The sequence below is a fragment of the Synechococcus sp. UW105 genome (assembly GCF_900473935.1).
Lineage (GTDB): Bacteria > Cyanobacteriota > Cyanobacteriia > PCC-6307 > Cyanobiaceae > Synechococcus_C.
In genome coordinates, this window is record NZ_UCNN01000016.1 from 16,879 (window position 1) to 35,523 (window position 18,645).

General features: G+C 55.4%; 26 protein-coding genes. 15 read left to right on the plus strand and 11 right to left on the minus strand.

The features are described from left to right. Positions 1-37: 37 nt before the first annotated feature. Positions 38-259, minus strand: coding sequence for a hypothetical protein (locus DXY16_RS05920; protein WP_115018825.1), 222 nt, complete (start codon positions 257-259; stop codon positions 38-40). A gap of 78 nt (positions 260-337) precedes the next feature. Here DXY16_RS05920 and DXY16_RS05925 point away from each other — a divergent pair, with 78 nt between their 5' ends. From DXY16_RS05925 to DXY16_RS05945, 6 genes are all read left to right on the plus strand, one after another. After that, a complete protein-coding gene (locus DXY16_RS05925) occupies positions 338-814 on the plus strand; it encodes a hypothetical protein (protein ID WP_137007042.1) in 477 nt (158 codons plus the stop codon). Between the two features lie 159 nt (positions 815-973). Continuing rightward, on the plus strand, positions 974-2,254 hold the full coding sequence (locus DXY16_RS05930; RefSeq protein WP_115120364.1) for a tyrosine-type recombinase/integrase: 1,281 nt from the start codon (positions 974-976) through the stop codon (positions 2,252-2,254). A gap of 34 nt (positions 2,255-2,288) precedes the next feature. Continuing rightward, the gene (locus DXY16_RS14380) at positions 2,289-2,588 is read left to right on the plus strand and encodes a hypothetical protein (protein WP_137007043.1); all 300 of its coding nucleotides are present in this window, start codon (positions 2,289-2,291) and stop codon (positions 2,586-2,588) included. 591 nt (positions 2,589-3,179) lie between these two features. Beyond that, positions 3,180-3,467 carry a hypothetical protein gene (locus DXY16_RS14385; protein ID WP_137007044.1) on the plus strand — a complete coding sequence of 96 codons (288 nt, stop codon included), beginning with the start codon at positions 3,180-3,182 and terminating at the stop codon, positions 3,465-3,467. A 222-nt stretch (positions 3,468-3,689) separates the two neighbouring features. Next, the gene (locus DXY16_RS05940) at positions 3,690-3,956 is read left to right on the plus strand and encodes a Nif11-like leader peptide family natural product precursor (protein ID WP_115120366.1); all 267 of its coding nucleotides are present in this window, start codon (positions 3,690-3,692) and stop codon (positions 3,954-3,956) included. A 199-nt stretch (positions 3,957-4,155) separates the two neighbouring features. Continuing rightward, positions 4,156-4,410 (plus strand): Nif11-like leader peptide family natural product precursor, encoded by a 255-nt coding sequence (locus DXY16_RS05945; protein ID WP_115120367.1) that lies wholly within the window; start codon positions 4,156-4,158, stop codon positions 4,408-4,410. Between the two features lie 731 nt (positions 4,411-5,141). Here DXY16_RS05945 and DXY16_RS14390 read toward each other — a convergent pair. Continuing rightward, a complete protein-coding gene (locus tag DXY16_RS14390; protein WP_137007045.1) occupies positions 5,142-5,450 on the minus strand; it encodes a hypothetical protein in 309 nt (102 codons plus the stop codon). Positions 5,451-5,752: 302 nt separating this feature from the next. After that, positions 5,753-6,013: a Nif11-like leader peptide family natural product precursor gene (locus DXY16_RS05955; RefSeq protein ID WP_115120369.1), complete on the minus strand. Its 261-nt coding sequence runs from the start codon at positions 6,011-6,013 to the stop codon at positions 5,753-5,755. A gap of 152 nt (positions 6,014-6,165) precedes the next feature. On the opposite strand from DXY16_RS05955, the gene DXY16_RS05960 reads away from it, so the two are divergent. Both DXY16_RS05960 and DXY16_RS05965 read left to right on the plus strand, forming a co-directional pair. After that, entirely contained in the window at positions 6,166-6,516 is a 351-nt protein-coding gene (locus DXY16_RS05960; RefSeq protein ID WP_115120370.1) for a hypothetical protein, read from the plus strand. Between the two features lie 77 nt (positions 6,517-6,593). Continuing rightward, positions 6,594-6,773, plus strand: coding sequence for a hypothetical protein (locus DXY16_RS05965; RefSeq protein ID WP_115120371.1), 180 nt, complete (start codon positions 6,594-6,596; stop codon positions 6,771-6,773). Between the two features lie 227 nt (positions 6,774-7,000). On the opposite strand, the gene DXY16_RS14395 is transcribed toward DXY16_RS05965, so the two are convergent. Continuing rightward, positions 7,001-7,180: a hypothetical protein gene (locus DXY16_RS14395; protein ID WP_137007046.1), complete on the minus strand. Its 180-nt coding sequence runs from the start codon at positions 7,178-7,180 to the stop codon at positions 7,001-7,003. 195 nt (positions 7,181-7,375) lie between these two features. On the opposite strand from DXY16_RS14395, the gene DXY16_RS05975 reads away from it, so the two are divergent. Then, entirely contained in the window at positions 7,376-7,591 is a 216-nt protein-coding gene (locus tag DXY16_RS05975) for a hypothetical protein (protein ID WP_115018688.1), read from the plus strand. A gap of 207 nt (positions 7,592-7,798) precedes the next feature. Here DXY16_RS05975 and DXY16_RS05980 read toward each other — a convergent pair whose 3' ends face one another. Beyond that, positions 7,799-8,002, minus strand: a complete 204-nt coding sequence (locus tag DXY16_RS05980; RefSeq protein ID WP_115120373.1) for a hypothetical protein — start codon at positions 8,000-8,002, stop codon at positions 7,799-7,801. Between the two features lie 173 nt (positions 8,003-8,175). On the opposite strand from DXY16_RS05980, the gene DXY16_RS05985 reads away from it, so the two are divergent. Next, positions 8,176-8,580 carry a transcriptional repressor gene (locus tag DXY16_RS05985; protein ID WP_115120374.1) on the plus strand — a complete coding sequence of 135 codons (405 nt, stop codon included), beginning with the start codon at positions 8,176-8,178 and terminating at the stop codon, positions 8,578-8,580. On the opposite strand, the gene DXY16_RS05990 is transcribed toward DXY16_RS05985, so the two are convergent. Continuing rightward, positions 8,581-9,681 carry a hypothetical protein gene (locus DXY16_RS05990; protein ID WP_115120443.1) on the minus strand — a complete coding sequence of 367 codons (1,101 nt, stop codon included), beginning with the start codon at positions 9,679-9,681 and terminating at the stop codon, positions 8,581-8,583. It lies immediately after the preceding gene. Between the two features lie 55 nt (positions 9,682-9,736). Continuing rightward, entirely contained in the window at positions 9,737-10,672 is a 936-nt protein-coding gene (locus DXY16_RS05995; protein WP_170953867.1) for a metal ABC transporter substrate-binding protein, read from the minus strand. Between the two features lie 111 nt (positions 10,673-10,783). Between DXY16_RS05995 and DXY16_RS06000 the strand changes: the two genes are divergently transcribed. From DXY16_RS06000 to DXY16_RS15260, 4 genes are all read left to right on the plus strand, one after another. After that, on the plus strand, positions 10,784-11,743 hold the full coding sequence (locus tag DXY16_RS06000) for a permease (RefSeq protein ID WP_115018838.1): 960 nt from the start codon (positions 10,784-10,786) through the stop codon (positions 11,741-11,743). Between the two features lie 5 nt (positions 11,744-11,748). Next, positions 11,749-12,447: a TIGR03943 family protein gene (locus tag DXY16_RS06005; protein ID WP_115120445.1), complete on the plus strand. Its 699-nt coding sequence runs from the start codon at positions 11,749-11,751 to the stop codon at positions 12,445-12,447. Continuing rightward, complete coding sequence (locus tag DXY16_RS06010; RefSeq protein WP_115120375.1) at positions 12,444-13,814, plus strand: hypothetical protein; 1,371 nt, start codon at positions 12,444-12,446, stop codon at positions 13,812-13,814. The genes DXY16_RS06005 and DXY16_RS06010 overlap by 4 nt, the downstream gene beginning before the upstream one ends. A gap of 72 nt (positions 13,815-13,886) precedes the next feature. Then, on the plus strand, positions 13,887-14,015 hold the full coding sequence (locus DXY16_RS15260) for a hypothetical protein (RefSeq protein ID WP_256359477.1): 129 nt from the start codon (positions 13,887-13,889) through the stop codon (positions 14,013-14,015). Positions 14,016-14,182: 167 nt separating this feature from the next. On the opposite strand, the gene DXY16_RS06015 is transcribed toward DXY16_RS15260, so the two are convergent. Beyond that, positions 14,183-14,464: a hypothetical protein gene (locus tag DXY16_RS06015; RefSeq protein WP_115018696.1), complete on the minus strand. Its 282-nt coding sequence runs from the start codon at positions 14,462-14,464 to the stop codon at positions 14,183-14,185. Between the two features lie 576 nt (positions 14,465-15,040). Beyond that, positions 15,041-15,772, minus strand: coding sequence for a prohibitin family protein (locus tag DXY16_RS06025; RefSeq protein WP_244281580.1), 732 nt, complete (start codon positions 15,770-15,772; stop codon positions 15,041-15,043). 141 nt (positions 15,773-15,913) lie between these two features. Here DXY16_RS06025 and DXY16_RS06030 point away from each other — a divergent pair, with 141 nt between their 5' ends. Beyond that, positions 15,914-16,579: an SDR family oxidoreductase gene (locus DXY16_RS06030; protein ID WP_115120447.1), complete on the plus strand. Its 666-nt coding sequence runs from the start codon at positions 15,914-15,916 to the stop codon at positions 16,577-16,579. A 33-nt stretch (positions 16,580-16,612) separates the two neighbouring features. Here the strand turns inward: DXY16_RS06030 and DXY16_RS06035 are convergent, their stop codons facing one another. Both DXY16_RS06035 and DXY16_RS06040 read right to left on the minus strand, forming a co-directional pair. Next, positions 16,613-17,839, minus strand: coding sequence for a hypothetical protein (locus DXY16_RS06035; protein ID WP_115120377.1), 1,227 nt, complete (start codon positions 17,837-17,839; stop codon positions 16,613-16,615). Between the two features lie 88 nt (positions 17,840-17,927). After that, complete coding sequence (locus DXY16_RS06040) at positions 17,928-18,632, minus strand: hypothetical protein (protein WP_137007047.1); 705 nt, start codon at positions 18,630-18,632, stop codon at positions 17,928-17,930. Between the last annotated feature and the right edge of the window lie 13 nt (positions 18,633-18,645).

Sequence of the window (18,645 nt, forward strand, 5' to 3'; positions counted from 1 at the left end):
ATTCTGGTAGCCACAGTCTGCCTGCAGCTGCTGCCGCTCAACGCATTCCCGTCTCCCCGAAGGTGACCTCCAGAATCGCGGCATTGAGCAGCACTTGCATGCGCTGCAAATCAGCCTGCTCCATCGGATCACCTCCTGGCCAACGGTCGAGGCGGAACGTCACCGCATCCAAGAGCAGGCGTAAACCACCTGCATTCAGAGAGAATTCCACCGTTGGCTCGGAAGCATCCGGTCGAGCATCACGGTCTCCGTCCTCCATCAGCAAGCAAAACGCTGCTTGCAGTGTGGCTAGGGTGAAAGCAAGCGGCATCAGGTTGCAACGCCCCGCTGCACCAACTTGAGGGAAGGCTCAGGCACCATGCAAGACGACGGCATTGCTTCCAGGCCACGCCGACTGGCTCACCATGTCTTCACGACGCTTGCCATGACAGCGATTGCCATACCAGCACTCAGTGCCAATTGGCAGCCGCCGCAGGAACCAACGCAATGGCTGAGCGTTCGCCAAAGCCTTCAGAGCGCAGGCACGATCGCCGTTGCACCGTGGATCTTCTTCGGATCCCTCGACCGCGAGAGCACACAAGCCGCTGAATACCTAAGCAATCTCAGAGCAGAGGATGGCTTGGTGGAATTCGATGGGCTCCTGCTACTGAAACGATCCACTGCATCGCCGTGGAGTGTGCGCCCTCTCACCATGCGCGCCATCTGTGGAGAAGGGCGACTGGAACGCCAACAGACCGATGGCAGCTGGGAGGACTACTCAGGCCGTCCAGGCACACGTGAGAAGGTGGCTTGGATCTGTCAACAGCCCCACTAAGGCCCTAGGGCTCCGGTCGCTCCTGATCTTGATCAGCGCCGGTCGATTCCTCCCCAGACTTCTTAATCTACTCCGATAAAGAGCCCTAAACCCTTTATCCCTTGCAGCATCTTGCTTTCTAGACGAAGCTGTGAGTGCAGAACGTAAGTCCCAGGGCAAGTGTCGAAGATCGTCCAACTAAAAGGAAGGTCAGGCTTCTACATAAGGATTTCTATCCCGGCTGAACTACGACCGGTCCTCAAGACCAACACGTATCAATGGAAGGCTGGTGCTACTCGGGCTGAAGCTCTCAGGAACACCCCAGCACTCCTCTCCAAGGCCCTCAGGAAGTTCGATGACGCAAGAGGCAAAGATCCTGTAGGTGAGGCGTTCCGTCTCTCTGAGACGCTCACAGACAGCCCTGACGCACCGACCATTGATGAACTGCTTGAACAGAGACTGAAGAAAGCAGGCTTCGACTCAGATCAAATCCAGACCATCATCTATGGCGAACAGGTACTAAGGCAGCAAGGAATCGCTCCGGCACCAGCATCAGCCCAAGTCAAAGGTCTCCAGACAGCTGTTCAATCTCGCCTTGCTGGAGGTACTCCATACACCGATTGGCTTGATGCTCGCCTGATCGAAGAACGCCCTGCCCCCACCACAGAGCGTCGTTGGAGGACAACGATGAAAGAACTCTCTGGTTGGTTCGGGTCTGATTGCTTATCCCCAATGACCAAGGTTGAGGCAGGTCAATACAAGCGGCATTTGATGCAACGTCTTGCGGACAGCTCTACAAAGACCAACATCAACTACATCAAAGCTTTTTGGTCATGGGCCATGGTCAATGGCTATGTCTCAGAAAATATATGGAGAGGCCAAACAAAGAAACTAAGCACGAGTACCAAGCAACAATCTTTAGATCAAGAACTGCTCGAAGCAGCCAAAGTTAAAGCTGCGAAACTCAACGACATTGGTTTTTTTATTCAGCTGTATACCGGCTGTCGGAAAGGTGAGCACCGTGGACTGCGTTGGTCAGATATTGACTTGAAGAATGGCTGGATCCACTTCAAGCGGTACTCACACGGGAACATCGTCAGAGAACTAAAGGGCAAAGAAAAAGACGAAAGGACTGTCCCTATCAATTCAAAACTTAAGACTAAGTTTTTAGAACTGATGCCAGAGGCTTTGACCAACAACAAAGCTGAACCAATATGGCCCAACGAATTTAGGTCTGGCGTCTTCGGTGCTGATTGGGCCAAGAGATGCAGTGCTCACTATGGTTTCAACAGCCACAAGTTACGGAGCTATGTGGTGACACAACTACAGTTCAAAAACGTCTCTCCCTTCTTCCTGCATGAGATAACTAGACACGCTGTTCCTGGATTGTCAAAGGTTGTCCAGGGTTATGTGCGTCCTAGTGAAGAGCAGATAAGAGAGGTGTTGGAGCTGTTGGAGTAGTCATAGTCCAGTGATTCGGCCCTAACTTATAGCCATGAAACAAATTCCCCTCCTTGGCACTCTTATCCTTTCAACTGCCGTAGCGGTGACATCTTGTTTCCCATGGACAAGCCCAGAACGTGATGCAGCGAATAAAGCTTGTCGTGCATGGTTGAGCAAAGGGCTTGAACTTTGGGGGCCAACAACTGGACCAGTATATGCGCGTCTTTGTGCAGAAGACAAAGAGGCAAAGCAGTTTTTAGGGAAGGAGAGTAGTGCGGTTTTAGATGGAACGTTTGACCTTGAGACCATGGAAGTAGATGATTGGAAAACCATAAAGCTCTTCCCCTACTAGGCTCATAGGTTTATTCCCGTGTCAGCAAGGCGCTGGTGTGACCAAGATCACAGACACCGTTAACCCAGGTCAATGAAGCGGGTGGCGGTCACGGCGATGGTGTGTGAGTCGGGAGGACACAAACCTCCACAACCCACTTCAAACCATGACCGACTCTGAATTGAGCCTTAGTCAACTTGAAAACATCTCTGGTGGCAGAAGCAGATCATGGCAATTAAATCCTGCCATCAGCGTCAAGCTGCATCAAGCACGTCTCAGTCCACCTGAAGCCTTATATCGTATACCTGATTGGTTCAAGATCCCTGGCGATATGTACAAACCAGTGACCCCCGAATCACGCGGAGACATGCTGAGCCGAAGAGGTCTTGATCCTGGCCCAATTGGCTGATATCCAGACAAAGACGTCTGCATCAGGCCCCGCCATGAGCGGGGTTTTTTGTTGCCAAACTGAAGCCCTAAGAAAAAAATAGGACCACTCAATAGACAACACTGCGTGTCGCTATCTCGTGGTCCCTACCTATTGCCGCCTGGCACCAGTCATATGGGTTCGTTCTACGAACTCACCTAAATAAATGAATTACTAATAAACAAATGAAATACAAACACTATGCAGGACCCCAGAATCCTATTGTTAATGTAGAAACAGATGTTCCTGCATGCCCAATCTCTGAAAGAGAGGGTCTGGCCAAGAAGACCACAAAACGCCGCAAGATAGACAAAGACAAACAGATTATTGAGGGTTGGAGAAATGATCCACGTATGGTCTTTCTAGCTAATCCTGGTCGTGATCTAACTGCTAAAGAAAGAGAAGAGTGGGAACGGAACATAGTTCAATATCAGATCTACTCCTATCCAAAGGATTACGAAAATCGACCCTGATAAACACTAGGATCTCAGCTACTGATTTTCAAATTAGGGTCTAGAAGGGGCCTGTAAAGTCATTAAGGTGCAAACACCCCTGGCATCAGCTCCCGCTTGTTCTAGGGCCGTCTCTGAAGAAACTTCGTTTACTCCTTCGATGGTCCATAAGCATCAATCGCTCACCATTCAGCAACAGAGATACTGAACCAGTGCTATGACTACTGCATTAGCACCTGTCCCATGTCAGAAGAGCAACTCAAAGTATTCCTGGAAGCCGTCAAGGCTGATGCGGGGCTACAGGAGAAGCTCAAAGCAGCGACCGATGCTGATGCCGTGGTGGAGATTGCCAAAGAAGCAGGCTTTTCAATTACCGCAGAAGATATTCAATCGATGCAATTGGAATCGGTTAACGACGAGGAACTGGAAGGAGTAGCTGGTGGGTGGCCAGGCGGTAATACTAACCAAAAGACCTGCAATAACTGGACATGTAAACCTGGAAATTGTTAACAATCGGAAAAAGAGTTTCTCCCTGATTCTACTCATAAACCCCCTGTTTTCGCAGGTTTTCATTTCTTCAATCACCCCTAAAAGCTCATCAATTAGCCTTCGACACCTGACACCATCGCCCGCACTTGGCGGGTCTATTGATTATTAATAGTCATCGCTGCCGACCGCTGCTATGACTGATCAAGCGACATAGCCAGCGATGTCCCAAGAGCAGCTCAAAGCTTTCCTAGAGAAGGTCAAAGGCGACCTCAACCTCCAAGAGCGACTTAAAGCAGCAAAGTCACAGGATGAAGTGGCGTCTATTGCCAAAGAGCATGGTCACGAATTTGAAACCGAACATGTAAGCCAACTTAGTGAAGAGGAGCTGGAAAGCGTGGCTGGCGGTACTGATATTGAACTTCGCTGTCTGGGGGGGGGGGTTAACGAAAATTACGGGAGGTTTGTGCAATGCTGATGGACGTTAGAGACTTGCACACTTAATAGTTCCTGCATCAGCCAGGCACAGCAGAACAGGGGTTTCTTATTGCTTCAATAGCCCAACTAATCCCATTAATAAGCCCTCAATACCTGGCACCATTGAGCGCAGTTGAGTTGAGATAGTCAGGGCTTAATTAGCAACCAAGACTGCAATTGACTAGCAACTCCGGACAACACTCGTTCAGCGGCAGCAATCAGCTCAGACTCGCTTGCCTTAGTGCCATGAGAGCCAGTGATGTTGACGAGTATTTTAGTTACGATCTCAATAAATATATTACCAAGGCCACAGGAGCAGGAGAACGAATGGCTCAATGACTATAACAACCAAGCATCACGTCACCACTATTAATCATGACACTAACTAAGCAACAAATGAAGCAGGCTCAGACACTACATGAAAGCGGTGTGTCGTGGTCAATAGTAGCTGCACTATTCAAAACTGATATCAACAACCTACGCAAATGGAGAAAACATTGTAGCAACGATTAGTATTATGGCGACTCCGTCGTCACCTAAAGATTTATCAGCTCAATACGCTTGCCTATTACGAAAGGCTGAGCAAACCAATAACAGGAAAGAGGCATTGTCTCTAATCCATCAGACAGATGCTGTCCGTCATGAGATGGCCAAGCATCAGCCAACCCACCCAATCCTTCACTAAAACAAAGTTGCATCTTTCTTCTGACATATACCTCCTATGCTGGAAGTTCAATCCGTCCTTTGCTTATTCGTATATTTAAAGATAGCAAGAGCATAATGTCCTGTTTTTCTATCGATTTCAATTGTCGCTTTCCCTATCTTGCCACTAATTTTTCCAGGACTAAAGTATGCTTTAGCGGGAAACATCTTTTGTCCCTTCTGCCCAGCCTTCAATCTTGAGTTATGTTCATCCAAGGCAATGATAATATTATGAGGTTTGCTGATACTGACCCTGTTGCCCTTCTTGTTTTTATAATTTCCCGTCTCCCAACCATTGCACTCAAGATAGACAATACTGGATTGAGCCTTGACTGGCATGCAATTGGTAAGTGTGAGGCGAAACGTAGGTTTCAGTCATCGATCCAAGACGCCAGGATAATCGCCACGCTTGCTACTGACCTGAGGGCAAAATAAGCACTAGACAGCCCAAACAATAGGCTTAGTGAAACTGAGTAAAGACACTGCGCAGAGGGAGTAGATAACTTAAGACGGCAAAAATCCTACTACAATCCCTCAGCGCTCAATATCAGCCAAGTTCAACATATGATCAGGACTGCGGTCGCCCAGAAATTTCTAGATTCAACTCTGCTAGCAGAAGCAAAGCATGTGCCGATGACAACTCAGCATTCATATATGTAATGCTTAGAGCCAAAATGGCAGCGCTTCTTTTTCCACCACGAGGCCCCTCCCGCGACACCCTCCAATTCCTCCTCGCTTATTTCATCACAGCCTTTCTGGTATTCGTCAATACTAACATTAAAGCCTTCTTCCTTTGCAATTGCGCACCAATCAGCTTCACTTTGAACTCCCTTAAGCCTGAGTCGAAGCGCCTCATCTCCTTTTGCCTTTTCAATAAAAGCTTTTAATTGGTCTGAAGTCATGAAGCTAAAAATTTATTTCTTCAATTATAATTGGGCGGCGAGTTTTTGGCATAATCCAAACAATTCTTCACTTCAAGTAGCGTATCTTCTCAGCGCTATGGAGCGCATAATCCTTTTGCGAACGTCTGATTTTAACCATTTAGCTAGAGCGGATGGGAGCAATCGGCGTCAATGATGCTCAAAAACTCGTTTCTACTGCGGACTGGCTGACCAATCGATTCTCTAGTAAGGACGAGATGAATTGGTTTGAACCTCTGTCACCTTCACATCTTTATGAGCTCAGCAGGATGAGTTCTAACGGCTATGGGGTTGTTCAGAAAGAAGTCTCATGTCCAGACTTCACCTTTAATGCTGGTCAGCAAAGCATCTCTGTTCGACGTCTAGAGCAGATCCGCCGTTCCTATCTGAAAAATGAGGCCATGAGCAATGAAGAATCAATTTCTCCTCAGTCTGTTCAGGTGCCTTCCGTGGAGGCTCAAGAAGTGCATCGAGGCCGGCATTAAATTGCTTCCCTGAAGCGCAACCAGAGCAACGGAAACCACAAAAACCTATCGATAAGGTTGAGATCAACAATTTCAAAATGGTTCAACAGTTCATTGAGCTTTCTGAAACCATCGACTGGAATGCAATTGGTGAGTGTGAGGCAAAACGTAGGTTTCAGTCATCGATGGCCGAGACGCTGAACTGCATGACCGATCTCACCACCGACACGAACATCACTGTTTCCTCTCTCCAGTCCCACGGCCAAGCTGTCTGGTGATGACGTAGCAATGCCTCAAACCTCTTTACTTCGATGAAGTGGAACGCCTGATGGCCCTGTCGATACCCAGTACCTGAAGCGAGTGGACGTGGTGGAGATCCTGACCGGAGAGGGCGAGGTATGGGATCCATTAAACGAACCTGACGAGTGACCCGACCCATGGGTTCGTTCTACCAACGTACCCATGGGCGTTGCTTGTGGGGGTCGTTTGTGGGGGTTTTCTTGGATTACGCCTCAGCAAGAACCCAGTCATAGAAAGCCTTTTGAGTCCATGCTTTTTGAGACCTGAGACCAGTTTGATCTTTCGCCACGGAACCCTTGATGTCAGCTGGAATGACAACGGGCTTGACGAGGAGAAGGACGCCAGGAACAAGGCCTTCAAGGTGACGGCCACCGAGATCAGACAAGGGAATGGGTTGATCCTGAGGCTCGCGGATGGTGGGACGATCAAGATCCCCATCTCTGGCTGGATTGATGTCTGGGGCTGAGTTCAGACGTTGTTCGCCTTGGTCTGCAAGGGTCTCAACCTTGTTTTTGTATCAATACAAACAGTTTTTGTTTGGAGCTCAAGGCTCAATGGTGTCCAGTGAAGGAGCCACCGCTTGGATCTCACCGTTCAGCAGGTTGAATCATCGTTTGCTGTCAGCCCCGGTAGTGCCCTGGGCTTGTTCTGGCTGCAAGCCCATTTCCCCACCAGCGAGTGGGATGACCTGTTGAGTGGTCGGGCGGTATTCAGTGGCGAGAGCCTGACGGCCATGACCAGTGATGCCCGTGATGCGGGATTAAGCGTGGAGGCTCCTGTCCAAGTGCGTTTCTGACAAGTGCGTTTCTGAGCTTTGCCTCGAGGCTTTTGGTGGGGCCTGAAGAAAGGGTCGACCTGCTTCAAGCACGAGTCATCTCCGGTCACATTCGCAGATTGATTCAGTCATCCGCGCTGGTCTTGCCTCCACTACAACTGATGCAGTCCGGAACACGGACTGCTGCAAAACCTGCCGACCCCCGGGCGTGAGACCCCCGGGGGCTTTTTATGGCTGAAGGCTGAGCTGGCGGGCCCGATGGCGGGCAAGTGTCCGCCCTGAGCGCTTCCTGGGGCGTTGATAAAGATCGGCGTTCACCTTCAGCTGGCGCGGGTAAGGCCAGCTGCGTTTCAGAGCGGCTGAGTTGCTAGTTCGCACGCACCACCAGCAGTGGAGGTAGAGGACGATCAACCCTGTGATGACGCCGGTCATGGCCGTGGGATGTCACTCGTGGGTTCTTGCCCTTGATTGTCGGTGTTGATGGCCTCGCACGCCAGTGGTGATGCAGTGATTCCCATTTAGCTCTCAAGAGCTGACTCGGAGCAATACAGCACTTCACAGTCATCAGACGCGACGCGAGATGATGGAGAGGTCTCGCAGATCTGATGGTCAGCTCCAAGCTTGGAATTAGTAGCAAGCAGCAGCGTTTGATCGATCTGCTGGAGGCCAGCGATGCTGAGCTCAGCGGTCAGCAGCTCCATCGCTCTCTATTGGAAAGCGATCAGGGGATGGGGCTGGCGACTGTGTATCGCAATCTCCACCAGTTGCAAAAGCGTGGTCTGGTGCGTTGTCGCCATTTGCCCACTGGAGAGGTGCTTTATGCCCCTGTGATGCGTGATCGCCATCACCTCACTTGTGTGAACTGCGGCGAAACCCGTGAGCTCTCCAGCTGTCCGTTGCATGCGATGACCATTCCGGAAGAGCAACAGGGCGGGTACCAATTGCTCTTCCACACCCTTGAGTTCTACGGCCTCTGCAACCGCTGCCAGCAGGAAGACGTCAAGCCGTGATCAGAAACGGAAGGTCACTCCGGTTCCAACATGGTTCTGGAATCCCTTGCCCCAGCCTTTCCCGCCTTCCGTGCTGTACATCATCTCCAAGTGGGCGAAAGCCACAACGCTGTCCGAAAGAGGGTATTCAAAAGAGATGTCTCCGCCCCAGTCCGTGCGTTGTGACAGGCCTGAATAAGAGCCAGGTGAGTAGAAGCGAGGACCACCGGTCAGGGTGATATTGAGCAGATCCACGTTGAAGCCGAAGCCCGCCCAAGTGTCGGTGTAGTTGCCGATGTAGGTGCCGTCGCTTTCCCAGCCGGTGTGATTGCTCACATTCACGAAGACGCCATCGATCACCGACTCCAGACCATCGCCGAGGGCGAAGTTGACGTCTCCATCGCCGAATGCATAAGTGATGCCTGCCGAGACTTCATGTTTCACACCCTGAATATCTTCACCTTGGGATCGCATCACGGCGTAAGGAAGCCAGGTTGCTGAAATCGCCAACCGATCGTTCGGTTGGTAGCGAGCCTGAACCATTCCTTTCATATCGATTCTGCGGTAGGGCTGCCCCTTCTCATGGCCATGAGCTGCATGGTCGGCGTGCCCTTCCTCGGCATGCCCTTTCTCGGCATGCCCTTCCTCGGCATGGTCGTCATCATGGTCCTCATCGCCATGCTCTTCCTCGGCATGCTCGTCATCGCCATGCTCCGCATGGGCAGCCCCTTTGGTTGCATTGTCATCGTGCTCGTCGAGATGAACCTTGCCGTAGAAATGTTCGGCCTCACCCCAGACCGCTGCTGGACCGATAGCGGCTTCGATGCTGAAACTGCCGTCGTTGGCAAGTCCCCACTCGAACACTGCGCCGAAGAGGCCATCGATCGCATAGTGGGCAGGTTTGCCCTCGGTTCTGAGGTTGTTCTCGAAACCTCCGTGACCTTCCAGGGTGATCACAGGAGTCACCCTGGACTCCCCTTCGCGCAGCTCTTCTTCTGAGCCACCGCCATGGTTGTGGCCGGCACCTGCGTGGCTTGCTGGTGCGAAGACAGCCTCGAGGGCAAGCGGAGATAGCAGCCCAAGTGCAGCCAAGGCTGCAGGCGAGATTGAGAAGCGGCGCATTTGGTTGGAGTCTGGGAAGGGAGTCGGGATTGATTGGGGAGTGGTCTTGCTGCCGTTACTGGACAGCACTCCATCGCTGTTGCAGTCGTTCTGCAGAGGCTTGATCGCAGCTGCCTCCTTGGGCATTCACCACCGTGCAGGTGTTGCTGGTGGCGGTTTCGATCAGGCTCTTTCCAGGTGCCGTGCCATCAGCAAAAACGAGCTGCTTGGCAATGGGTTTGCCGGTGCTGCGACTGATGCGCTTCATGGTCTTGGAGACCGGGAATTGTTCGGGGAACAGCACTTTGGTCTTGGAGGCTTTCACGGCGTTGCTGATCGCTCTCAGGCTGGAGGGCCGCAGTGTGCCTCCGGTGGCGTAGTCGTCGATCATGGCCACGTGGCGCATGCCGTAGCGGTCGGTGAAGAACTCAAAAGCCATGTGTTCCGACACCAAAACGCGATGGTCAGCCGGGATGGTGGAGATCTGCTGCCGGTTCCAGGCGTCGAGATCGCGGAGGATGGCGATCACGTTCTGCTGGCGTCGTTTCAGAGCCTGTTTCGATTCAGCATTAATCGGTAATTGCTGAAGAGCATCGACCACCACATTGGCCATGGCGCCTGTATTGGCAGGGCTGTGCCAAAGATGGGGATCCTTGTTGGGGTTATTCGGAACAGCGCGCTCGCCCACGGCGATCAGCTCGAAATTGCCATCTAGACGACTGAGCGATGGGTTGAGGTTGTATCCATTAATCAGCACCAGTTCGGAGTTGCTGATATCTCTCCGGTTGGCAGGAGTGAGTTGAAAATGGTGGGGATCGGCGCCGGGTGGAATCAGACAGCGCACATCGGTGGCTCCGCCGGACAGGGTGCGGGTGAGATCGCAAAGCACCCCATCGCCTGCCACGACCGCTGGGGTTGCAGCTTGGGATGGTGATGGATTGGCCAGCCCTGTGGCTAAGCCTGCGGCGATCAATGCAGTGCTGCGCAGCAGGCGCGAAAAAGAGACGCCCATGAGGCAGCCCGGAGAACGGCCGAATGATAACGGTTCTCATTATTAGCGCAATGCCCCTGCCCTTCCCCATCGCGGCGGGGCCGGTGATGATTAGCCAAACCATTCACCTTCATGGCGCGATTGGCCACCGCCTGGGCGATCTTTCAGGGCTTGCTGCTTGAGTCGCTTCCCTTCCTTTTGTTAGGGGTCACGATCGCTGCGCTTGCCCGCTGGCTTGTGCCCCAAGCTGCGTGGGTGCGACGGCTGCCGCGTCACCCGCTGCTGGCTCCGGTGGTCGGTGCCTTGCTCGGCTTCGCTCTACCGGCCTGTGAGTGCGGCAATGTGCCCGTCGCCCGGCGCTTGTTGGCCAGCGGTGCACCCCTTGGTACCGGCTTCGGTTTTTTGTTTGCGGCGCCTGTTCTCAATCCGATCGTGTTGGCCAGCACCTGGGCTGCATTCCCTGATCAGCCCTGGTTGCTATTCGCCCGTCCTCTGGGGGCCTTTGTGATTGCCATTGCCCTTAGTGCACTGTTGGGGTTGATGGGGGAACGGGCCCTATTGGAGCCTGCCTTGCTCGAGGAGCGCCGCTTGACGCAGCCGCTCGCCGAAGTCGGCCTGCTGGAGCGGGGCAGTGGCGTTCTCGGCGCGGCTCCAATTCCCATCTCGCCCCGCCCTTCATCCCAGTCCATCTCGCTGTCGGACGTGCTGCTGCATAGCGGTCGAGAGTTCCTCGGCCTGTTGGTGTTGCTGGTGCTGGGATGTGCCCTGGCTGCAGCAGTTCAGTCCTGGTTGCCTCGCGCCTGGTTGCTGGCTGTGGGGTCGGCTCCGACTCTGTCGGTTCTGGCGCTGATGTTGCTGGCCCTTGTGGTTTCGGTCTGTTCGAGTGTGGATGCTTTTCTGGCGCTCGGTTTTGCTGCGCAGGTCACGCCTGGGGCGCTGCTGGCCTTCTTGTTATTGGGCCCGGTTGTGGACCTCAAGCTCGCTGGTCTGTTTACCGTGCTCCTGCGCCCCAAAGCGATTGCAGTCACCGCTTTGGCCGCGTCGCTGCTGGTGCTGCTGATCGGTCAGTGGGTGAACCTGGTGCAGCTTTGAACGTCATGACGCTTCGTCTTCGCTGGTCATCGCTGTCGCTTCCCCTGCTGTTGCTGTTGTGGGGTTGGGTGATGGTCTGGAGCACGGCATCCGGCCGTCTCGATCTGCTCCTGCGTTCCGTCTATCACCCGGTTGTTGCTGTTGGCGGTGGCCTGTTGATCTTGATCGGCTTGCTGCAGCTGCGCTTGCTTCTGCGTCGCAAGCGGGCGGGGCAGGTCAGCCAAACTCTGCCTCGCGGCTGGTGGCTGACTGCGCTGGTGGCGCTGGCGATCATCGTCTTCCCGCCACAGCCTTCCTTTAATGATCTCGCCTCCAGTCGGCCGAGCAGTCTCCCGGAGGCGCCGCGACTGGCGTTCGTGTTGCCACCTGAGCAGCGCACGCTCACCGAATGGGTGCGGCTCCTGCGCACACAGCCCGATCCGTCTCTGCATGCCGGGGCTCCGGTGTCGATCAGCGGTTTTGTGCTGAAGCGCCCGGGAGAACCTGCTCAGCTCGCCCGACTGATGGTGCGCTGTTGTCTTGCGGATGCCACGCCATCGGGTTTGCCTGTGCTGTGGCCGGAGGGCTTTGATCCGAAGCCTGATACCTGGCTGGAGGTCAAGGGCAAGATGGTGACGCAGGAGCATGACGGTGCGCTGCGCAATGTTCTGGAGCCTTCAAGCTTGAAGGTCATCCCTCGACCTGACCGACCTCTGGAACCATGACCCGATCTGGTCTGTGGGCGTTGCCCCGCCCTTTGTTGCTGGCTTTGGGAGGTCTGACGGCGCTGGTGCTAATCCAGCAACAAGTGCTGCTTCGCCGTCCACCCCGGCTGCAGATGCTGGCGATCCAGCCACTGCGTTCCGGGGCCGGCGCGCTGGATGTGCGTTTTAGTCGCCCGATGCAACGGGAGACGATCGCGGCCGAGAGCCGAATCAAACCGGAGCTGTCCCATGCTTGGTTTGGTGCCGACAACGCCTGGCGATTGCTGCTCAACCGCACGGATCCCATCCAGTCTCCGCTGCAGCTGGATCTGGCTGGTGCTGATCGGCGCGGTCTGCGTGTCGCGCCGAGCCGCTGGTTTTGGGATCCACGGCCGACGTTGCTGGCTGTCGTGCAGCTGAAAGAGGGCCAGCAATTGCAGCTGCAAGACCGTCAGGGATCCTGGGTGCCACTGAGCCCAGTGCTGCCTGGCATTTTTCAGGTAGAGCCATTCGGTGATGGCCGCGGCGTCGCCTTTGTCAGTGCGGACGACAACGGCGACCAGTTTGTCGACGTTCGACACCTGACGCCGCGATCCCTCGCAACCGATGCCGATGCAGTTGGCTCCCCTCTGCTGGGTGACCTGGAGCGGATCACCCAACAACCCCAGTTGTTCGCGCATGTGAGCAGCAATCTCAGAGGGGATCTGCTCGTTCAGGCCGGTCGGCTTGAGCCAGGGAGTGATCAGCTTTGGATGCGCAGCCCCGATGGGAGGCGCCGCGATTTGAGCCTGAAGGTGGCCGGTCCTATCCGTCTGTTACCCGATGGCACGGGCTTGGTGGTGCCTGGGTACGACGGTCTTGAGCTGTTGTCCCTTCAGACCCTGCAGGATCAAGCCTCTGAACGGCAGACACTTCCTGGCAGTCGAGACCTGCGGGCGTTCTGCACTGGATCCGGCAGAGCTCTGCTCGTGCGTCACTGGCCGGACTACCGCCGGTCGGTGGAGTTGGTGATTCCCGGCCTCCCACCACGTCAGATCTGGTTGGGTGAGCAGGCCGTCATGGGGGTGGCCTGCGATAACGGTGGAGAACGCCTTTGGGTGGTGCTGCGCGATTCCCTACCCAAGGCTGTCGACACGCTGTTGTTGCTCGATCGCGATGGCAAGGTGCGCAAGCAACGCAGGCTGGAGCCTTGGCTGATGGCACCAGATTCCTTGTTGCGATTCGATCCTGTCAGCGATCAGTTGTTGCTGTCTGTGATTTCCAGTCGGCGCGCGCCTGGGCGCATCGCCTGGGTGGATGGCAGCACACTTGGCTTGCGGATCCAGGCCGAGCCGTCGGTGGTCAGCGCCACGCTTTTGCCGGCTGCCGGCAGGATCGATCGCTTTTAGGCCGGCCTTGTCCTCTCTTGCTCCTGTCGCTTGAGGAAGGCCACTAACGTCGGCGCTGATTCGGACTTCGACATGGGCGATTACACCGTGGCCATCTGGGCAACCATCGGCTTGATGGTGGTGTTCACCGTGCCGGTGGTCTGGCAGTTTCTGCAGCCCAACGATGATGATTTCGGTGATCTCACCAAACGCCAGAAATAAATACGCCTGACGTCAGAGCGCCTTCTGTTGCGACTGCCTCTAACACCTGCCCACGGAGGCTCCTGAGCTTGACCAAGGCTCCCAGCTCAAGTGCTGGGATGGGCCAAGGCCTTCCGTCAGCGTCGGTGGCCGGCACTGCAGAGGTGTAGGTGGCGGATTGTGTGGGATCAGCCCCGCGTTTGATTCATCGTTTTGAGGAACGCCTGAGGACCGCTCTCGAGATCAGGCAGTTCCATCGTGGCTTCGCGTCCTTCCAGCGCTGCGGTCAACGACTCGATCATCTGGCTGTTGCCTGTGGCTTTCACAGCAGCGAGGGCTTTCTTCAGCCGTTCTTCGCGACTGCCTTGGTCTGGTGCGCCAGAAGGGGTTGACCAAGTGCTGTAGTCAACGTTCGTGGTGGAGCGGACGCTGTTCAGCTGGTTGGCAAGGTTCTCCCACAGCAGCGGCATGGATCGTTGACGGCATTTGCGGAATTCTTTCCTGACAGGGCCCCTGCCAGCCCAGTTGTGACATTTATCCACATGCTCTAGGGCAGGAGGCAGTCGGACCGCCCGCCTCCTGCCGTGCGACGACAAGCGTCAGTTTTTTATTCTTCAGAGATATAAATAAACGTTGCGCAGTTGTCAGGTTGAAGCCGCTTTTGTCTCAATTGCATGAACTTGCGTAACCTTTTCAGGGCAAAATGGGGCGATCGCAAGGCTTCGACGGCTTGGAGCTTCAGATTCCCTTTAGATTCTTTGGAGCGTTGCTCGTGGGCTCGTCCCTGCTATCGATGGCAAGAAGCCCGAAAGAATTTGTTCTGCTCGGAGGCACCTTCCTGTTTGGCCTCGGCACCCTCGAGCTTGCCCTTCATCTCGGCGGCTTCTAGGCCTCTGATTGGTACGTTGTGCTGCGAGGTGTGATCACCTCGGTGCAGCAGTGATGGAGTCCCTGGCTCCGAGTTCCTTCAGGGGGAGCTCAAAATCAGGGAACATCTCGCAGTAAGTGGCTACCGCCTTGGCTCGTTTTGGTGTGGGGTCAGCGGGCTATTGCCGCCCCACAATCACTGGTGGGGTTCCGCCGGAGAGGCCGGGCACCACTTGGGTTTGGCCGTCCCATTTGTCGAGGAAGAGCTTGTAGAGAACTCTGTCGTTCAGGCCTTTGTTGAGGGTTTCGAACTTAATCGCTTCCTGTTCAGCGATCTTCACCTCGGTTTCGGCTTTGAGCAGGCGCTGCTCGGCAATTTGTTTCTGCTCAATAGCAGAACGGTATTCCTCAGCAATTTTGAGGCCGGTGAGATCAAGCCCTTTGACTTCCACGTAGTCAAATTTTTCTAGCTCTTTGGCAACACTCTCCTCAACGATTGATGAGATCTTGTTCCAATCTGTGGCGATCTCAACGAGCTCGTATTTTGAAAAGACTGATTTCAGTGATTTGAGTAGTGAAGGTTGAATGATCCGTGCGTAAATCCCTTCATTGCCTGTGGCGATGGTGCTGTAAACCCGTGGCGCTTCGGTGGATTTGACGGCGTATTTGATCGTTGCGGTCGCTTCGATCACCTGCAGGTCTTTGGTGAGGCTGGAGAATTCTTCAGGGCGAACCTGGGTGCGCACATTGAAGAAGTGCACGGATTGCACGAATGGGGCCTTGAGATTCAGGCCAGGCAGGCGAGCTTCGTCACTCACTTTGCCCAGCGTTGTGATCACAGCGACCTGACCAGCAGGCACCACGAAAATGGCGGCAATGGCCACGATCAAAGCCGTAAAGGCTGCGATCACGGCGAGGGATGCCTGAGCCCCAGGCTGGTTGGGGGACACGTTTTGCACTCGGTTGTTCTTGTTGCCTTGATTATGGGCAGGGTTGGCGAGCCGGTGCGGCGGCTTGACCAATCAGGATGGCGGCTTGCCTCAGCTGCTGGGATGGCTTCGTTTCTGGTCACGGGCGCAAACCGCGGCATCGGATTGGAATACTGCAGGCAGTTGCAGGCGCGCGGAGAGCAGGTGATCGCTGTCTGCCGGGAGGCTTCCCCGGACCTCGAGGCTCTGGGCGTGAGGATTGAGTCGGGGATCGAGCTCACGCGTGTGGCGTGCATCACTGACCTGGTGCAACGCTTGGCCGGCATGCCCCTCGATGGGGTGATTCTCAATGCCGGTTTGCTTCAGTCGATGGGGTTGGAGGATCTTGATGTCGAGGCGATTCGGCGTCAGTTCGAAGTGAATGCCCTTGCGCCGTTGCTGCTGGCTCGGGCCCTGGTGGATCAGATGCCCTACGGCGCCAAGCTGGCGCTGATGACCAGTCGCATGGGCTCCATCGATGACAACACGTCCGGTGGCTCCTACGGCTACAGGATGTCGAAGGTTGCCCTCAACATTGCTGGCAAGTCGCTGGCGGTCGATCTGGCGCCGCGAGGCATCGCAGTGGCGATCTTGCATCCGGGATTGGTGCGAACACGCATGATCAAGTTCAATCCCCATGGCATCACCCCAGCAGCGTCGGTGCAGGGGCTACTGGCGCGGATCGATGCACTCACGCTCGAGAGCAGCGGTACCTTTTGGCATGCCAATGGTGAAGTGCTGCCCTGGTGAGCAGCTCTCATCGGCGGGTCTCGCTCGCTTGCCTCAACTGCCCGGTGGCAGGGTGAACCAGCAGAGCGCCACACTCACGCTGCTGAGGGCCACAACGGTGAGGGGCCAGATCTCGTCCATGGTGTGGAGACGCTGGGCCATCACGTCATAGTCGTGCCCTTTCGGAAGCTGTTCGAGTTCGTGGTAACGGCGGCCGATCCAGATCACCAGCACGAAGGCCAAGAGTGTCACCACATAGGCGATCACATACACCTGATCGAGGAAGGTGAGGAAGGGGAGCTGCGGCAGCTCATCGCGGTAGGTCTGCTGCAGAAAGACGAGTGTGAGCAGCACGGTGATCGGAATGCCGGCGCGGGCATCCTGTTCATCCGGCCGCACTTTGAACACCAGCAGCACCATCGCCATCACCACGACGAGCGGCAGGATCAGTCGCCAGAACGCCGACCAAGACGACGTGCCAAAGGCAATGTCGTAGACCACAGTGCTGTAGGCCGCCGGTGCACCACCGAGTGCGAAATTCGTGGCGTAGGTATGCCGGTACTCGGCGATCGACCAGCTGCGTTTGAGCCAGCCGATGATCCCAGAGAACAGGCCCACACCGCTGTTTTCGACATCCGGAACAAACCGCAGGTTGCCGTATTCGAAGATGCCATCAACATCATCGGCCTCCAGCACAATCGGCAGGCTCACGGTGATGAAGGGGAAGTGACGGAAGCTGGCCCTGTCGATATAGAAACGGCCGATGTAGGAGAACAATTGGTAATAGCTGCCATCCGGCATGCGTTCCGCAGCGCCGATCGCTCGTAGTCCCGGATCGGCATCGGAGAGCAGTTCGTTAACGAGGATGATCCGATCCTCAAGGCCCAGGTTGTTCTTGTCCAAATACTGCTGAAGGGCGTCCCCCCAGCTCATCCAGAGGTAGCCGTTGGCCGCGAAGCTGGGAACGCTGAGGTCGAGGTCGTAGGTGTTGGTGGAGTAAATGCCCACCTGCACGCGATATAAGGCCTTGTCAGCATCGCTGGCATCCAGGCGGAAGCTTTCTTGGCCCGGGGGTGAGCTGCGGAGGGAACTCCAGCCATCCAGCTCGGTGCGGTCGGCGCGCAGTACCTGATGGCGCGGAGCCGAGCTGAGCTGCAAGCTGTCGGTTCTTGGTTCGGTGCTGAAGTTGAGCTGGCTGATGCCGGTGACGCCCAGCACCAGCGCCAGCAACAGGGCGACGGCGGCGAAGAAGTTCCAGCGTTTCTGCTTGAGGGGAGCCATGACGGCTTGAACACAGCGTTGGTCTCTGTTTGCGTCTTAGCCAGGCCGCCACTCGTCGTCTCTTGGCTGCCGGGTGCATGGCATCGGATCAGGGCAGTCGGTACACCATGCCGTAATGGCCAATCGTGGTGCCATCAGCTCCATAGGTGACCACTTTCAGGTGATCGGAGTGGTCCAACGGCATCGCCAGCTGAATGACCGCAGCACCGGTGCTGCAAGGCTTTGGTTTGAGCGTGAGCCTTGTGATGGCATACCCCCGTTCGGTGGGCTTTCTCGAGGGCACGAGTTGATCGGGATCGTGGCCTCCAGGGACCGAGGGCAGCGTCTTGACGCTGTAGTCGCTGTCGCAGATGCCGTTGGCTTTGTTGCCCCAACGCACCCGGTTAGGTTCCACGCTGAGCACATCCAGAACGGCTCTGCCAGCTGTGCTTTGACCCTGCCAGCGGCCGAGGAAGATGTTGTGACTTGCCCAGTACTTCGGTTTTGGAATGACATTGCGGGATTGCTGCCACAGCACTTGGAGTGTGTACTGGCCTTCACGTCTGAAGCTGATTCCTGCCGGGCTATGGCTGCGCTGGTAGGTCACCCCCTGTTCGTCACTGGGGAAGCGGAAAGCCCAGCTGTTGAAACGGACGTTGACGTTCCCCTGGCGCTGACTAAAGCGACAGGTTCCCCGTTCGCTCGGAACGGTGGAGTGATCACGACTGAGGATGCAGGTGGCTTGCGTGCTGTCTGCCAGGGCCATGGCTGTGGGAGCGATGCTGCCAACCAGGGCAAGAGCGAGGTGGCGCATGGATGGCAGGGCT

What these genes read in the sequence shown, in the direction of transcription:
- DXY16_RS06000 (WP_115018838.1), top strand. Translation starts at nt 10,784, where the DNA reads ATGGCGCGATTGGCCACCGCCTGGGCGATCTTTCAGGGCTTGCTGCTT.
- DXY16_RS06040 (WP_137007047.1), bottom strand. Translation starts at nt 18,632, where the DNA reads ATGCGCCACCTCGCTCTTGCCCTGGTTGGCAGCATCGCTCCCACAGCC.
- DXY16_RS05940 (WP_115120366.1), top strand. Translation starts at nt 3,690, where the DNA reads ATGTCAGAAGAGCAACTCAAAGTATTCCTGGAAGCCGTCAAGGCTGAT.
- DXY16_RS05960 (WP_115120370.1), top strand. Translation starts at nt 6,166, where the DNA reads ATGGGAGCAATCGGCGTCAATGATGCTCAAAAACTCGTTTCTACTGCG.
- DXY16_RS14385 (WP_137007044.1), top strand. Translation starts at nt 3,180, where the DNA reads ATGAAATACAAACACTATGCAGGACCCCAGAATCCTATTGTTAATGTA.
- DXY16_RS05945 (WP_115120367.1), top strand. Translation starts at nt 4,156, where the DNA reads ATGTCCCAAGAGCAGCTCAAAGCTTTCCTAGAGAAGGTCAAAGGCGAC.
- DXY16_RS14380 (WP_137007043.1), top strand. Translation starts at nt 2,289, where the DNA reads ATGAAACAAATTCCCCTCCTTGGCACTCTTATCCTTTCAACTGCCGTA.
- DXY16_RS05980 (WP_115120373.1), bottom strand. Translation starts at nt 8,002, where the DNA reads ATGACCGGCGTCATCACAGGGTTGATCGTCCTCTACCTCCACTGCTGG.
- DXY16_RS06035 (WP_115120377.1), bottom strand. Translation starts at nt 17,839, where the DNA reads ATGGCTCCCCTCAAGCAGAAACGCTGGAACTTCTTCGCCGCCGTCGCC.
- DXY16_RS06010 (WP_115120375.1), top strand. Translation starts at nt 12,444, where the DNA reads ATGACCCGATCTGGTCTGTGGGCGTTGCCCCGCCCTTTGTTGCTGGCT.
- DXY16_RS05990 (WP_115120443.1), bottom strand. Translation starts at nt 9,681, where the DNA reads ATGCGCCGCTTCTCAATCTCGCCTGCAGCCTTGGCTGCACTTGGGCTG.
- DXY16_RS05955 (WP_115120369.1), bottom strand. Translation starts at nt 6,013, where the DNA reads ATGACTTCAGACCAATTAAAAGCTTTTATTGAAAAGGCAAAAGGAGAT.
- DXY16_RS05985 (WP_115120374.1), top strand. Translation starts at nt 8,176, where the DNA reads ATGGTCAGCTCCAAGCTTGGAATTAGTAGCAAGCAGCAGCGTTTGATC.
- DXY16_RS15260 (WP_256359477.1), top strand. Translation starts at nt 13,887, where the DNA reads ATGGGCGATTACACCGTGGCCATCTGGGCAACCATCGGCTTGATGGTG.
- DXY16_RS05995 (WP_170953867.1), bottom strand. Translation starts at nt 10,672, where the DNA reads ATGGGCGTCTCTTTTTCGCGCCTGCTGCGCAGCACTGCATTGATCGCC.
- DXY16_RS06005 (WP_115120445.1), top strand. Translation starts at nt 11,749, where the DNA reads ATGACGCTTCGTCTTCGCTGGTCATCGCTGTCGCTTCCCCTGCTGTTG.
- DXY16_RS05920 (WP_115018825.1), bottom strand. Translation starts at nt 259, where the DNA reads ATGGAGGACGGAGACCGTGATGCTCGACCGGATGCTTCCGAGCCAACG.
- DXY16_RS06015 (WP_115018696.1), bottom strand. Translation starts at nt 14,464, where the DNA reads ATGCCGCTGCTGTGGGAGAACCTTGCCAACCAGCTGAACAGCGTCCGC.
- DXY16_RS14390 (WP_137007045.1), bottom strand. Translation starts at nt 5,450, where the DNA reads ATGCCAGTCAAGGCTCAATCCAGTATTGTCTATCTTGAGTGCAATGGT.
- DXY16_RS05965 (WP_115120371.1), top strand. Translation starts at nt 6,594, where the DNA reads ATGGTTCAACAGTTCATTGAGCTTTCTGAAACCATCGACTGGAATGCA.
- DXY16_RS06030 (WP_115120447.1), top strand. Translation starts at nt 15,914, where the DNA reads ATGGCTTCGTTTCTGGTCACGGGCGCAAACCGCGGCATCGGATTGGAA.